The sequence below is a fragment of the Paenibacillus sp. strain BS8-2 genome (genome assembly GCF_054483835.1).
Map to the genome: position 1 here is coordinate 355,416 of NZ_CM137010.1, position 13,671 is coordinate 369,086.

Sequence of the window (13,671 nt, forward strand, 5' to 3'; positions counted from 1 at the left end):
TCAATCTCTTCATGCGTAGAGTCTAGTTCCACCCGTAAGTGAAGGAATATTTTTCTTTTCCTTGTTGATTGAGTTCGCCTAGAAGTGCTTTTTGCTCTTCCATCGAAACGCCTGCCAGTTGAACTTGTCCACCCATAACCAGCTTCATGTTTTCTGTGCTGTTAGCCAGTTGACGAATCATTTCTTTTAACATTTCAAATTCCTCCGCTTCGCCTAGTTTATAGTTTGAAATCTAGTACATTATTACTATATCAAACATAGGTACGCAGGCAAACGCAAATGTGATTGGTATTTACCGAAACGCGAATTGCGTGATTGCCTCCCGCTTGCCGTCAGCCCCTGTCGAAATCGCATTCGTAAACCTATTAAATTGGCGAAGTCGTATCCTGCACAGCTCCTACTCTGCCTTCTAACGTATCGATGAGCTCCCTTTTCCACACATCTGGAACCGTCATCGAAGCCAGTTGATCCTGGAACCGATTATAGTGCATACGTCCCATTACGGTGCCGTACAGCAGCGCTCCGCTTCGCTCAAGCACTTCACTAAACGCCGCCTGAGTGCAACGCTCATCCTCTTGTCCGATTAATCCTTTGTAATAATCGGCAATCCAAGCATCTTGCTCACTGACACTCTCGAGCAAATAAAGAATGGGCAAACTGACTTTACGTTGCAAGAAGTCACTTTTCTCATCCCAACGAACCAAGTCCCTGACATCGTTTCTTAACTGCGAGGATAATCCCAATTCTTCACCGTATGAAGCGACTTCCTCGTTCCAGTCACATCCGGCAGCGAGTACCCCTGCATTACAAGCTAGAACGAATAGAGAAGCCGATTTGAGTCGAACCATCTCCAGATAAGATGTTTCATCTTCCGATTCGTGGGCAATATCCATCATTTGACCATCGGCGGATAACAACAGTTGCTCATTCAGTCTGATCGCCATTGTAGCACGCCTCGCCTGATCTGGCATACTATCTATCATTGTATATTGTGCGAGGGTTAATAAGGAAGTAGCAATATGGATAGCCTCCGGCAGCGGGATCCTCATCCACGGTTTGGAAGGGGCGTCCTGATCCTCCAGATCATCTAATATATCCGATGCTAATATAAGCAGTTCCATACCTGCCGCTGTTCGAACGGGGTCGCCTTTGGCACCGCCGTACATTCCGTAGTGAATATAGGTTAGCGGCCCGAAAATCATAGGTTCAACGAGTTTATTCTCCGTGAAAAGAATCAATAATTCCTGCAGACGATGCGACTTGAAACCCTCCTGCACAATGGTTCTCATGGTGTTAGCAATCCGTTCGTTCAACGGTATCTGACTTGGTAATGATATACCGTCCATTCTCTTGCCCCCGTTCATGTCTACCTTAGATTACTAGTATACTACGATTTTTTCGATGTGACATCGCTCATATTGTTCTTCTTAGTTCCCTCCTCGCTTCTACGTGATAAGAGAAGTGCGAGCATCTCCATCCTTATCTCTATCAGACTTTTTCGCTCAGTGGACGGGTCTTGCACTTGCTTGCCTTGCTCGAACGATCTAAACTTCAACGCCCCCCCCATAGCCAACAGCATATTCCATGTATACGGCTTCCATCGTAAGTCCGCCGCGAGGGAGCTCCTCAATCAATGTCGTCGGGCTGTCACATGCAACTAATTGTCCACCTTTCATGACGCCAACCCGGTCACAGCAATATTGAATTTCGGTCATATCATGCGAGATGATGACGATTGTTTTCCCTTGCAGCTTTAAGGCCGCCAGTATCGACCAGTACTCTCTCTTGGCTTGGCTGTCGAGACCAGTCGTCGGTTCGTCCAAAAAGACAATCGACGGATCGCTGATGATCGACGCGGCAAGCATGGTCCGCTGGCGCAGCCCCGATGAGAGCCGACTGACAATTTGCTCCGCGTACGGCGTCAGACCAAATTGTTTCATGACGACATCTATATTTATTTCGCCGCGGTAGACATCCTGGAACATTTCGAGCGCTGCCCGCACCGTCCGTTTGTCCACGAGCGTTGTTGTCTGTACAAAAAAGTTAATGTGCTTCTTAAGCTTCTCTGCTTCCGTCGCCATATCGAAGCCAAGCACGCGAACGGAGCCTTCGTCGGCCGAACGCTTGCCGGATAACAGCTCTAATAACGTCGTCTTACCTGCTCCGCTTTTGCCTATTATGCCGAACAACTCGCCCTGACTCACCTCGAAGGATATTTGCTTGATTGCATGAGTAGCGCCTAAATACTTGCTGACCTGTTTCGCCTGGATGATGGCTCTCTGATCCACTCGGGTTACCTCCGCTTATAAGACTTTATTGTTAAGATAGCGCATTCAAAGCGGTATTTCACCGAAAAGTTGATTCGTATTTAACGCAAAGAAGATTGCGCTTTTTGGCAATATAGATCAGTTGTCCATATTACCCACAGCTTTATCCACAACCGTGAATAAATTGTTAGTGAATTCTGTCGACAATATTCGCGTTACATCCCACATTTCCTAAGCCTTTAGCCATAAATGTCTTCTTTCGACACAGATGAACAACATTCTGTCCACGTTATTCACATTATCCACAGCTATATTGTGAAAAAGTTACCCCCATTTACAACACAACAACAAAAAGGCGCAAACCTAAGGTTTACGCCTTTTTTACATACATATCCACATCTCACGCACGTTCTGTGGATAACTTTATGCACATGTGACTGAAAAAAATTTCATTTCGTCCTAGCCCATTCCATTTACCGCCTCATGCACAGGCTTATCTAGCTGAGCAGCTTGCGCTGTCATGATCGCTTGATTACAAGCAGAGACATACGCCTCGGCTGCGGCCAGAATGATGTCCTGATGAATCGAGCTTCCTCTATACCGCTCACCGCCATATAATACGCTGACCACCGCTTCGCCGAACGCATCCTCTCCGGTAGATAACGAATGCAGTTCAAGATCCTCGAACTCCATCGTTGCAGGAATCGCTTGCTTCAGCGCTGATATAACAGCCTCCAGCGGACCGGCGCCAATCGCCGTATAACTTTCTTCTCGTCCATCGCCTCTCTCACGAACCGTGACAGTTGCAGTTCTGGCACGCTGCGTACCTGCATGTACATGCAGGTCAACCAACACAAGCGGATCTGGCTGCGTCTGCGTCATATCCCCAGCGATGCGAATCAGCTCGTTGTCAGTCACGATCTTCTGTCCGTCAGCTACTTCCTTAAAGCGGATATAGATCGATTGGAATTGCTCTTCTGTCGGTTCAATGCCGAAATCCGCCAGACGATGCTTGATTGCATGGCTGCCCGAATGTTTGCCCAGCACGATCATGCTTCTGGATATCCCCATTGCTTCTGGATCCATAATCTCGTACGTATTGCGGTTCTTGAGCAAGCCGTCCTGATGTATGCCGGATTCGTGCTGGAACGCATTGCGGCCAACAATCGGCTTGTTATACGCGATCGGGAAATTCATTGTGCGGCTTACGACTCTGGATGTCTCATAAATCTGGTCGATCTTGATATTGGTGCTTGCTTGCATAAAGTCGCGCCGCGTCTCGATCGCCATGACCAGCTCCTCTAACGAGCAGTTGCCCGCCCGTTCACCGATGCCATTAACCGTCACTTCAATCTGCGTAGCGCCGCCTTGGATAGCCGCCAGACTATTGGCTACCGCCATACCCAGATCGTTATGACAATGCGCGCTATAGCGTACTCTGTCACCTCCGCGCGCTTCTCTCCGAACCGTCTGGAACAAATCGATTACCTCATTCGGCATGGCATATCCAAGTGTGTCGGGCAGATTGATGATCGTGGCTCCTTCTTCGATGACCGCCTCCACCAGCTGAATAACGAAATCCCTCCCCGACCGCGTAGAATCCATTGCAGAAAATTCAATTTCATCTACGAACTGTTTGCCGTAAGCAACCATATCGCGTGCGATACGAATCACTTCTTCGCGAGACTTGCGCAGCTGGTGGCTCAGGTGAATATCAGACGACGAGATAAATAGGTGCAGCCTGCGGCGCTCCGCGTCAGCCGTCGCTTGCACAGCGGCATCGATATCTCCTTTGACAGCACGGGCAAAGCCGGCAATCTCAACGCCTTGAAGCTCGCGAGATATTTGTTGAACAGCAGCGAACTCGCCTGCGCTGGATACTGCAAATCCCGGTTCTATAACATCGATGCCCAGCTTTGCAAGCTGGCGCGCGATAACAATTTTGCGTTCGGGCGCGATGGACGCTCCCGGTGATTGTTCACCATCTCTTAATGTCGTATCAAAAATTTGAATGTTAGTATGGGTTGTTTCCATTGTTATTCCTCCTCAGGGGGTTAAGTGTGATCACTCGATCTTCAAATAATCAACAAATAAAAAAGCCCGCCGTCTCTAATAAGAGACGACAAGCTTGCGCTATGCCGTGGTACCACTCTAATTGACCGCGCTTAACCGTTGTTAGGCGCATGTCCGCTTATAACCCGTTTACGGAGGCGACCCGTATCGCAGTATAATCAGTGTATCTTAAGCAAGCCAAGGCTCCCTTCAGATACTCCGTGTTCCCACGATCCGCTCACAGGCGAGATTCGAACCTGGTTTCGACTGCGTCACACCTTCCCGCAGCTCTCTACTTCCACGTAATGGATTTCTCCACACGCGGTTTGCCAACCATCGTTCTACTTGCTCCTGTTCTCAGCGTTTGTTCTATTCGATTGTCTGAATTTGGTTTACTTCACGAGCTATACGTTACCGGCGGCCTTTGCCGACTTCTGTTAAGAGTTCGAATAAGGTGCACGCTTATTCGGCCATAACCTTATGACGACATAACAAAAGCCTGTCGTCTCTATATCAAGAGACGACAGGCTATTAAGACCCGCGCGGTACCACCCTTGTTGGCATTCCTGGCTTGTTACAGCATCAGAATACCCACCTTAATCATAACAACGACTCCGGAGGCCGCCGTTATGAACCCGTTCACGGAGGTTAACCGTAGCGAAGTAATGTCACGCATCATGTAGGAATTCAATATCCCGACCCCATGCTTACACTTCCTAAGCTCCGCTCCCAGGCGAGCTTCAAGGACTCCATCGTCTGCGTTGCACCTTCCCGCAGCTCTCTCATGCTTCACGCCTATAGGGCGAAAGCGACCCGGATTTCCTCTACTGTTCCTGATCATTGCGTTTGTCATATTGTGGTTGTGAAGTATTGTTGCTTATTATAGTCCATCCCAAATTGTCTGTCAATTCGGTAAAAGAAAATAGGCGACATGCCTATTAGGCTAAATCTTATGGATTAAACCGACCATTGCTCCAGAGATAAGCCAGGATCCGCCTTCAGCTCCAGATCGGAATAGATTCCACGTTTATGCTTGAGATACGCAGCTGCTCCAATCATGGCGGCATTGTCCGTACATAGCTGGCTAGGCGGAACAAGGAGCGGCAACCCGTCGGCTTCGCAACGAGCGGTCAATGCAGCACGAAGTCCGCGATTGGCGGCAACGCCGCCGCAAAGCAGCAACTGCTCAGCGCCATATTCCTTCGCAGCCCGCATGGACTTGGCTACGAGCACATCAATCACCGACTCTTGAAAACCGCGGGCTAACGCTGCCTCGTCGAGCTCGAGCCCCTTCATGCGCGTCTGGTTGATAACCGCCAGCACAGCTGACTTCAGTCCACTGAAGCTAAAGTCGAAACTGCCTTCTTCCAGCCAAGCACGTGGCAGCTCGATCGCGGCCTCGGCTTGCGATGCAAGACGATCGATATGCGGACCGCCTGGATACGGCAGCTTCAAGGCGCGCGCCACTTTGTCATAAGCTTCACCTACAGCATCATCCCGTGTTCTTCCGATCAGCCTGAAGCTGCCCTCGCGCTCCAGCAGAACAAGCTCGGTATGCCCCCCCGATACGACCAGTGCTAATGAGGGATAACGCAGCTCATGGACCAACTCGTTCGCATAGATATGTCCTGCGATATGATGAGTGCCGATCAGCGGGATGTCCAGTGCTAGAGCCAAGCTCTTGGCTGCGACGATCCCCACTAGCAGAGCGCCCACCAATCCAGGCCCTTGCGTAACGGCAACTGCGGACATGTCCCTGAGCTCAAATCCGGATTCCTTTACCGCTTGCTCGATAATAAGCGTAATACTTTCTACATGTTTGCGCGAAGCGATTTCGGGTACGACACCGCCGAAGCGCTCATGTACATCGATTTGGCTGCTTACCACATTGGATAATATTTGTTTGCCGCCTTTGATCACGGCGACCGAAGTTTCATCGCAGCTCGTTTCGACCGCGAGAATCAAATCCTCTTGCTTGCTGCTATCTTTCACTGGTTCCTCTCTCCCGTTCCTTGCCGGCTTGCATCCAGCTCCGCCCACATAATAAGCGCATCTTCGTTGTTGTCCGAATAATAATTCGGACGGACGCCGGACGACTCGAAGCCATGTTTGCGATATAGTCGCTGGGCATGTTCGTTGGACACACGCACCTCAAGCGTCATGCGTACCGCTCCATAAAGGATTGCCGTACGGATTAATTGACCCATGAGCCTATCACCAAGCCCCACACCACGCACATCGGAGCGAATGGCGATATTGGTTACATGGGCTTCGTCCATGATGATCCACATGCCGCCATAACCAATCAGCTCCCCGCCATACTCCATAACGACATATCGGGCGAACATGTTATTCTTAAGCTCGTTCACGAATGCTTCCTCGGTCCATGGGCTGCTGAACGCTTCTTGTTCGATCGCCAGAATCGGAGGGATATCCTCCATCGTCATCGATCGATATAACAACATCTCATTGTTCATTACCATCGTTACGCTTCACCTGCCAGCTTCGCCTTCAGCTTCACTTCAGCTTCTGTCAGCTGCGTATAGTTCGGAATAAACGAATGTACATCATCCGATTCTCCAGCGGCGAGTCTCTGTTGACCAAGCTCAGCGAGAAAACGACCTTCCATGACATACGGCATGAGCCGAACCACTACTCCGAGCAGCGCTGCTTCCGCAACTAGCCGTGCGGCTGTTGGTTCATGGAGCGACAAATCGCCCACCAGCCAGACGACAGGTTTGCTTTGGCTCTCATCGAGAGCAGACATTCGCTCAACTAACGTATCGACCCACTGCTCCATAAGCCGTACACCATCATCCGCAAAGCGACTCCACACCACTCCCGCATACCCACTCTCACGCGACAAGAAGCCAGCACTATACACCTGTCCACGTCTTGCGTCCATGATGGGAAGGACCCAGTGCTCGCCATCCGAAGTAATCTCAGCGGGAGCAGACTTCTTGTTACCGTCCCCTAGCTGGCCCTCCACTCCGCGATGCCATGCGCCATAAGCGACAGCCTCCAGGCTGGAGACACCGATTAGCGGCTTGCCCCAGCACCACGCCAGCGTCTTGGCCGCGGTCACGGCAATACGCATGCCCGTATAAGAGCCAGGTCCATTGCCGACTACGATGCCCGCTAGCTCCTCAGGCGCAACCTGCGATGAAACCAACAGCTCTTTCAGGTGCGATATCACATGAACGGAGTGATTCCTCTCGGCCAGAGACTGCACCTCGCTGAGCACTTCCCCATTGTGCATGACGGCAGCCGCCATGGCGGCTGTCGATGTATCCAGAGCGATTATAGGTCCGCTCTCCGCCTTTATTGCCGTATTCATTCGTCCTGCTCCCCTATTCTAAAGTCCATTGTCCATCCACGTCGCGTAAGGCTCTCCCCATCCAGTCAGCCGGAACCGTCTTGCTTCTCCCCCCAGATGCTCGATATAAATCGAGAGATGATTAGGAGGCAAGAGTTCATCGATCAAGCTCGCCCATTCGACGATCGTCACGCCCGTACCGTAGAAATAGTCATCGAGCCCAAGCTCGTCCGCTTCTTCCAGCGATAGCCGGTACACATCCATATGATAAAAAGGGAGCTGCTCCCCTTCATATTCCTTAATAATCGTAAATGTAGGACTGTTCACGATTCCTTTCACACCGATAGCCGCGGCAAATGATTGGGAGAATGCCGTCTTACCCGCTCCCAAATCCCCGTCAAGCGCAATGACCGCTCCAGGTCCCGCACACTGGGCCAACCTTGCAGCAAGCGCCGCCGTATCGAGGAGGCTGTTTGCCATCCATTCTAACGTTGTACCGCCAGTCTTCACTTCTCTCACCCGTTCGTTATTCAAAATGATTATATCCCTGTTTCGCAATCGAAACTCGAATCTCACGATCTCCGCCGTTGCTGCTGCTCGCACGGACCAGCTCCACACCAACGGGACCTGCTTCCGTCTCACCGATTACGAAGAATGGCAGCCCTTCCGCCCGGAACGATGCACGGAGGTTGTCCACCACATCAAGAGCGATCGTCCCTAACAGCACATAGTCCTCGCCGCCATACAACATCCATTGCAGCGCATCCATTGACGAGTCGCCTGCATACGAGCTCATGCTGCCGCTCTTCGGCAGCTGCCGCTCATGCAGTACGAGCCGAAGCCCCGAAGCTTCAGCCAGCTCCCACGCCTCGCTTGCGAGTCCATCGCTTACGTCGTTGAGGCTGCTGCAGCCACCGGCGAGCAGCAGCCTGCCCGCCCGCACCGAAGGGGCCGGCTGCCGGTGCGCCGCAACCAGCGTCTCGCGATAACGCCGCTCCCCCGCCGGAACCCCATGCTGACCGCCCGCATGCGCCGTCCCGGCTTCGGCCAGCAACAGATGCAGCCCCGCCGCCGACAACCCGACGGCGCCGGTCAAGAACACCGCCTCACCGGGCTTCGCCCCGGATCGCCGCAGCTCGCGTCCCGCTTCGACGGTTCCCGTCAGCGTGACGGATACCACAAGACGCTCCGGCGACGACGTCGTGTCGCCTCCGATCACAGCAACACCATAGCGCTCGGCGCACGCGTACAGCCCGTCATATACCCGGAGCATCCGCTCCGGCGAATATGACCTCGGCACGGATACCGATACGAGCGCATGCAAGGGCACGCCGCCCATCGCGGCAATATCGCTGACGTTCGCGGCCAGCGCCTTATAGCCGACATCTTCGTCCCTCATCGTCGCATCGCTGAAGTGCACGGTCTCCACCATCGTATCGACCGCGAGCAACAGCCTCTTCGCTCCGTCGATCCCATCTCCGGCGCCCGACAGATCAACAGCCGCCGCATCATCACCGATGCCAAGCGACACGCCGCGGCTTCTCTGCCAGTCGGCTGTCTGCCTATGCGCCGTCCAATGCGCTATGCTTGCGAATTCATCCACGCCCCGAATCTCCTTCATCCACGCTATATGTCCTAATTCTACCTTAAAGCGGAAGCGATTCAAAGCGTTGTGATAATTGCGTCCAACCAGCAAGAAACCTCCTCCGCTACGGCAATGCCGGATCGCAGAGAAGGTTTCGTATACACGCCGTTGACACCTGGTCTTATAATTCTCTGACGATCGTTAGATGCAGTTGATCCTTTAACTCGATCTCATAAGGAGAGGCTGGCGGCTTACCGTCTGGCTCCGAGATGACCCGGACACGCGGACGATGAACAGCAAGCTGACTGTTATGCGTAACAACAACGATCTGGCCGCTGCTAAGCTCCAGTGTTGTCGCAACGGGATATACGGAGATATGGCTGCAGAACAACTTTATCAAGTCCAAATCGAAGTAGGTTCCGCCTGAGGCAAACAGAAATTCGATGGCTTCACTCGTTGTATACCGCTTGCGATGAGGACGAGGTGAAACAAGTGCATCGTAAGTATCGGCGAGCCCGACGATTTGGGCATATATATGAATGTCGTTTGATTTCAAATTTCGAGGATACCCCGAACCATTAAATCGCTCGTGATGCTGCAAAGCGCAATGGGCGGATACGATGGAAATGTCGTGGTACTTGCGCAAAATATCGAAGCCGAGTTTAGGATGCGTCCGCAGCAATTCATGCTCCTCTTGGGTGTAACGGCCCTGCTTGACGAGCAGATTGCTTGGCAGCTTGGTCATACCGATATCGAACAGCAGCGCACCGATACCAAGCTCCTCCAGTTGCATACGATTAAAGCCTTTGGCAATACCCATAATACCCGACAATACCGCTACGTTGAACGAGTGTTGAAACAGATAGGCATCCATGGAATGGATACTTGTCAGATTGACCAGCATATTGGGTCTCGTGGCGAGATCCTGCATAATATTACCGAAGACGGCACGAAAGTTCCTTCCCATATCGGGAGCGATGGTGCGGCCTTTCGTTACGACTTCATCTTTAAAGGAGTTCATTGTTTTGTAAATCTCGTTTACCGACCTTGCTCTCGTCTCGTCACGGATTGTTTCTTCCGGTTCGATGTCTCCAGATAACCCGTCTTCAATATACAGAACATCAATTCCGAGAACACGCAGTCGATCGATGTAACGTTCGCTTAATTCGACTCCAGCCCCAAGCAGTACGTTGCCATTTTCCTGAAAGATGGATCTCGCAACCCGATCTCCCGGTTTGGCCAATGCTAGCTGCACTTTTCTCATGTTATACCTTCCCGCCTTCAGTTGCGTCGTTACCCGCTGGGTGAATATCTTTTATATCTTAGCAAACATTATTTCGTATTGCTATGTCAGTCATTCCCGGTATGTATTCTTCACTGCAATGCAAAAAAGGACGAAGCAGACTTTCCTGCTAACATCCTTGGCCCACTGACGAGCCATCGCTTAAGCCAGCTTGCTCTTGACGATTCGATTACGACCGTTGTACTTGGCCTCGTAGAGTGCTGCGTCTGCCTGCGCCATAAGATGGCGCAGGTACGTCTTGGGATCCGCCAGTATGGAGGAATCGTATCGGTCGATCGAGATGACCCCCATGCTTATAGTGACAGAGATACTCGCATCTCCCGACAGCACCACGTTCTGCTCGACGATCATCTTGACTTGCTCCGCCATGAGCTCAGCCTGCTCCTTGTTGGTATGCGGCAAATAGATGGTGAACTCTTCGCCGCCGAACCTGGCCAGCACATCCGTCTGTCTAAGCACTCCGCGTACCGCCGCCACTGTACTGCATAATACTTCGTCGCCTGTCAGATGACCGTAGCGGTCATTAATCATCTTGAAGTGGTCCAGATCGAATATGAACAGCGAGAACGGAATGCCGTATCTGACATTCGCAACAACTTCTTCTTCTAGCTGTTGGAGCAAATATCTGCGGTTGAAGCAACCAGTCAAACCGTCCGTGATCGCCATATGCTCAAGCTTCTTGTTAGCCTGCGAGAGCTCGTCCTGCATAATCATTAGCTCATTATTGCGCTGATGCAAAAGTTCGTTCTGAGAGTATGATTCTTCGACAAGCATCCTCAGCTCCGTCACATCCTGGAACGTTAACACACGCCCGATGATCCGCTTCTTGTTATCCAGAATTGGAGCAGATTGCACGACTACATGCCTCATTTGGTCAAACCTCACATTGAGCTCGACCTCCAGACGATCCTTCGGACGTGACTGCTGCGCCTCGAACAATGCCAACAGCTGCTTGTACGATTCTTCGTTAAATTGCGCAGCCATCTCGAGCGGCTTGAAGTAGTCCCCGATTCGAAGCTTAAGACTCGCCCTCAGCGCTTTGTTTGCTTCGAGAATGATATCGTTTTCGTCCAGCACCAATATCCCCATCGACATGGTGTTCATAACGTCCTGCTGCACGATCTGGATAATGTCGAACACCCGGTTGCGGCTGATCGCATTAACGATATAGATGGCAGTGGCCGCAAGTCCAACCGAGATAAGCGGGAAATAGTTGTCAAAGCGATCAATGAAATACAAGTTGACAAACAAATCGCCCAATGCGAAAGCCGCCAACATGAACAGCCCGATCAGCGCGGTTCGGACCATTTGACGCTGCCGGGCGGACTCGTCCCTTCTCCGAAGCTTGTACATCAGGATGACGAGCGACACGGATAAATACAATACCAACTGCCCAATCATGACCCAATAAAGCGGACCGTGCTGCAGCTGCTTGAGCGGTTCCAGTTGATCGTTAATGGAAAGAAACAGTCCGTCTGGATTCCAGCTTACGACAGTACAGGAGATTAGTGCGGGTATCGATAGGACAAGCAACCTACTCTTGCGTATGACATAGGATTGTCCGGTCATATATAAGATAAAGATGAACCACCCAATCCCTAACAACGATAGTCCTATGTAGGATACCGATAGGTATAATAGCCTAAACGGAATCTCTGAGGTGGTCTGCGATGCGAACTGGAACAGCGGCCACATAATAAACACAACGTGGAGCAATAGATAAATGCGGTGCAGAACCGTTACTGTGCTTGAATAAAACACGTACAAGAACAACGCCGCAAGAATCACAAACATGCTAAAATCGAGCCAGATCATCCAATCCAATAAGGTTCACCCATTCGTTTGGTAGCCATCTATTTCCATTGTAGCAAATGTTCTTGTCATCGACAATTGCCTATTTATCGGCTGTGAACGATTTCTTCTCTATCGCAGGCCAGGCATCTGGTAGCATCCGTTCAAGCGCCGGAGAGAGTCCTAGGAACGACTTAAACGCGAGATATTCCTCCCATTTGTGCATAGATGGTTCTTTATGACCAGAGACTACCGCTCTAATCAACAGGTTTTTGGGCGTATGCTCCGGATCTACGAATTCGAGCATCTGCACTTTATATCCCAGTGCCTCCAGTAATTGACCTCTTACGGCATCTGTAGCCAGTGCGGCGAATCGTTCCTTGAGCAAGCCCTGCGAAAGGATTGGAGCCATAACTTCATTGTCGACCTGACGGAACAGCTCATGCTGGCAGCATGGCACCGACATAATGACAGATGCGCCCCATTGCACAGCCTTGGCAAGCGCGGCATCGGTGGCGGTATCGCAAGCATGCAGCGTCACGACCATATCCGCCGAAGTCAGCCCCTCGTATTCGGCGATATCACCGACGAGAAATTGCAGCCGGTCGTAACGGAGTTTCTTCGCAAGCTCGGAGCAGAATGTGATGACATCCGCTTTGAGATCAAGCCCCACCACTGAGATCGAACGACCAAGCTCAACTGCAAGCAAATGATACAGGGCAAAGGTCAAATAAGATTTGCCGCAGCCGAAATCGACAATTCGCAGTTCCCTGCCCTCAGGGAGATCATCGAGCACGTCGGATACCATCTCAAGGAACCGATTGATCTGGCGAAACTTATCCTGCTTCTTCGCATGTACTCGGCCTTCTGGCGTCATGATACCAAGCTCGACAAGAAACGGAACTGGAGTCCCCTCCTCCAGCACTCTCTTCTTCTGTCGATTATGCTCCTGGATGCCCTCGTTTTTGGAGGTAGGGGGAAGTTTGCGTACAGCCGCTTTCCCTTTCTTGTTGAACAGCAATTGGACGTCTGCCGTCGGCGTCTTAATCAGCGCTTGCCGGTAGCTTCCCGCAAGAAGGGAGATCAGCTCCTCGGCTGCATCTCCCTCTCTCGTATTACGATGAATCGCTTTCGTCGCAACAAATGATTCGAATTGATAGTAGAGACCATCCTTCAAGCGCACGGGACGGACGACCGTCCGCTGCGCTGTATCCCCATCCTTGCGCCGAGGCTGGCTTAACGTTGCATGCAGCAATTGGCCGCTGCCTACCCATGCAATAATATCCTTTTTCCACTGCTCTTGGCGCTCTGTCAGCTCATGTTGCTCTTGCTGCTTTTGTTGCTCATACGACATAGG

12 protein-coding genes are annotated in these 13,671 nt (G+C 51.4%); all 12 read right to left on the reverse strand.

Annotation, left to right across the window (positions count from 1 at the left end; all coding sequences use genetic code 11):
- Positions 1 to 22: 22 nt before the first annotated feature.
- The 12 genes from comX to ACX1C1_RS01485 all read right to left on the reverse strand — a co-directional run bounded on the left by comX (position 23) and on the right by ACX1C1_RS01485 (position 13,668).
- A complete protein-coding gene (comX, locus tag ACX1C1_RS01430) occupies positions 23 to 193 on the reverse strand; it encodes a competence pheromone ComX (RefSeq protein ID WP_458955419.1) in 171 nt (56 codons plus the stop codon).
- Between the two features lie 172 nt (positions 194 to 365).
- Positions 366 to 1,346 (reverse strand): polyprenyl synthetase family protein, encoded by a 981-nt coding sequence (locus ACX1C1_RS01435; protein ID WP_458955420.1) that lies wholly within the window; start codon positions 1,344 to 1,346, stop codon positions 366 to 368.
- Positions 1,347 to 1,544: 198 nt separating this feature from the next.
- Positions 1,545 to 2,288: an ABC transporter ATP-binding protein gene (locus ACX1C1_RS01440; RefSeq protein ID WP_458955421.1), complete on the reverse strand. Its 744-nt coding sequence runs from the start codon at positions 2,286 to 2,288 to the stop codon at positions 1,545 to 1,547.
- A gap of 438 nt (positions 2,289 to 2,726) precedes the next feature.
- Positions 2,727 to 4,301, reverse strand: coding sequence for a 2-isopropylmalate synthase (locus ACX1C1_RS01445; RefSeq protein ID WP_458955422.1), 1,575 nt, complete (start codon positions 4,299 to 4,301; stop codon positions 2,727 to 2,729).
- A gap of 975 nt (positions 4,302 to 5,276) precedes the next feature.
- Positions 5,277 to 6,311, reverse strand: coding sequence for a tRNA (adenosine(37)-N6)-threonylcarbamoyltransferase complex transferase subunit TsaD (gene tsaD, locus ACX1C1_RS01450; RefSeq protein ID WP_458955423.1), 1,035 nt, complete (start codon positions 6,309 to 6,311; stop codon positions 5,277 to 5,279).
- Positions 6,308 to 6,802 carry a ribosomal protein S18-alanine N-acetyltransferase gene (rimI, locus tag ACX1C1_RS01455; protein WP_458955424.1) on the reverse strand — a complete coding sequence of 165 codons (495 nt, stop codon included), beginning with the start codon at positions 6,800 to 6,802 and terminating at the stop codon, positions 6,308 to 6,310. The genes tsaD and rimI overlap by 4 nt, the downstream gene beginning before the upstream one ends.
- Positions 6,803 to 6,804: 2 nt before the next feature.
- A complete protein-coding gene (gene tsaB, locus ACX1C1_RS01460) occupies positions 6,805 to 7,656 on the reverse strand; it encodes a tRNA (adenosine(37)-N6)-threonylcarbamoyltransferase complex dimerization subunit type 1 TsaB (RefSeq protein ID WP_458955425.1) in 852 nt (283 codons plus the stop codon).
- Positions 7,657 to 7,674: 18 nt separating this feature from the next.
- Positions 7,675 to 8,115: a tRNA (adenosine(37)-N6)-threonylcarbamoyltransferase complex ATPase subunit type 1 TsaE gene (gene tsaE, locus ACX1C1_RS01465; protein ID WP_458957566.1), complete on the reverse strand. Its 441-nt coding sequence runs from the start codon at positions 8,113 to 8,115 to the stop codon at positions 7,675 to 7,677.
- A gap of 46 nt (positions 8,116 to 8,161) precedes the next feature.
- Positions 8,162 to 9,238 (reverse strand): thiamine-phosphate kinase, encoded by a 1,077-nt coding sequence (thiL, locus tag ACX1C1_RS01470; RefSeq protein ID WP_458955426.1) that lies wholly within the window; start codon positions 9,236 to 9,238, stop codon positions 8,162 to 8,164.
- 163 nt (positions 9,239 to 9,401) lie between these two features.
- Positions 9,402 to 10,484 carry an HD-GYP domain-containing protein gene (locus tag ACX1C1_RS01475; protein ID WP_458955427.1) on the reverse strand — a complete coding sequence of 361 codons (1,083 nt, stop codon included), beginning with the start codon at positions 10,482 to 10,484 and terminating at the stop codon, positions 9,402 to 9,404.
- Between the two features lie 180 nt (positions 10,485 to 10,664).
- Positions 10,665 to 12,338: a histidine kinase N-terminal 7TM domain-containing diguanylate cyclase gene (locus ACX1C1_RS01480; RefSeq protein ID WP_458957567.1), complete on the reverse strand. Its 1,674-nt coding sequence runs from the start codon at positions 12,336 to 12,338 to the stop codon at positions 10,665 to 10,667.
- A 79-nt stretch (positions 12,339 to 12,417) separates the two neighbouring features.
- Positions 12,418 to 13,668 (reverse strand): class I SAM-dependent methyltransferase, encoded by a 1,251-nt coding sequence (locus tag ACX1C1_RS01485; protein WP_458955428.1) that lies wholly within the window; start codon positions 13,666 to 13,668, stop codon positions 12,418 to 12,420.
- Between the last annotated feature and the right edge of the window lie 3 nt (positions 13,669 to 13,671).

Excerpts from the sequence above, each read along its gene's own strand:
- comX (WP_458955419.1), bottom strand. The coding sequence starts at position 193 with ATGTTAAAAGAAATGATTCGTCAACTGGCTAACAGCACAGAAAACATG.
- ACX1C1_RS01435 (WP_458955420.1), bottom strand. The coding sequence starts at position 1,346 with ATGGACGGTATATCATTACCAAGTCAGATACCGTTGAACGAACGGATT.
- ACX1C1_RS01445 (WP_458955422.1), bottom strand. The coding sequence starts at position 4,301 with ATGGAAACAACCCATACTAACATTCAAATTTTTGATACGACATTAAGA.
- rimI (WP_458955424.1), bottom strand. The coding sequence starts at position 6,802 with ATGGTAATGAACAATGAGATGTTGTTATATCGATCGATGACGATGGAG.
- tsaB (WP_458955425.1), bottom strand. The coding sequence starts at position 7,656 with ATGAATACGGCAATAAAGGCGGAGAGCGGACCTATAATCGCTCTGGAT.
- tsaE (WP_458957566.1), bottom strand. The coding sequence starts at position 8,115 with ATGGCAAACAGCCTCCTCGATACGGCGGCGCTTGCTGCAAGGTTGGCC.
- ACX1C1_RS01475 (WP_458955427.1), bottom strand. The coding sequence starts at position 10,484 with ATGAGAAAAGTGCAGCTAGCATTGGCCAAACCGGGAGATCGGGTTGCG.
- ACX1C1_RS01480 (WP_458957567.1), bottom strand. The coding sequence starts at position 12,338 with ATGATCTGGCTCGATTTTAGCATGTTTGTGATTCTTGCGGCGTTGTTC.
- ACX1C1_RS01485 (WP_458955428.1), bottom strand. The coding sequence starts at position 13,668 with ATGTCGTATGAGCAACAAAAGCAGCAAGAGCAACATGAGCTGACAGAG.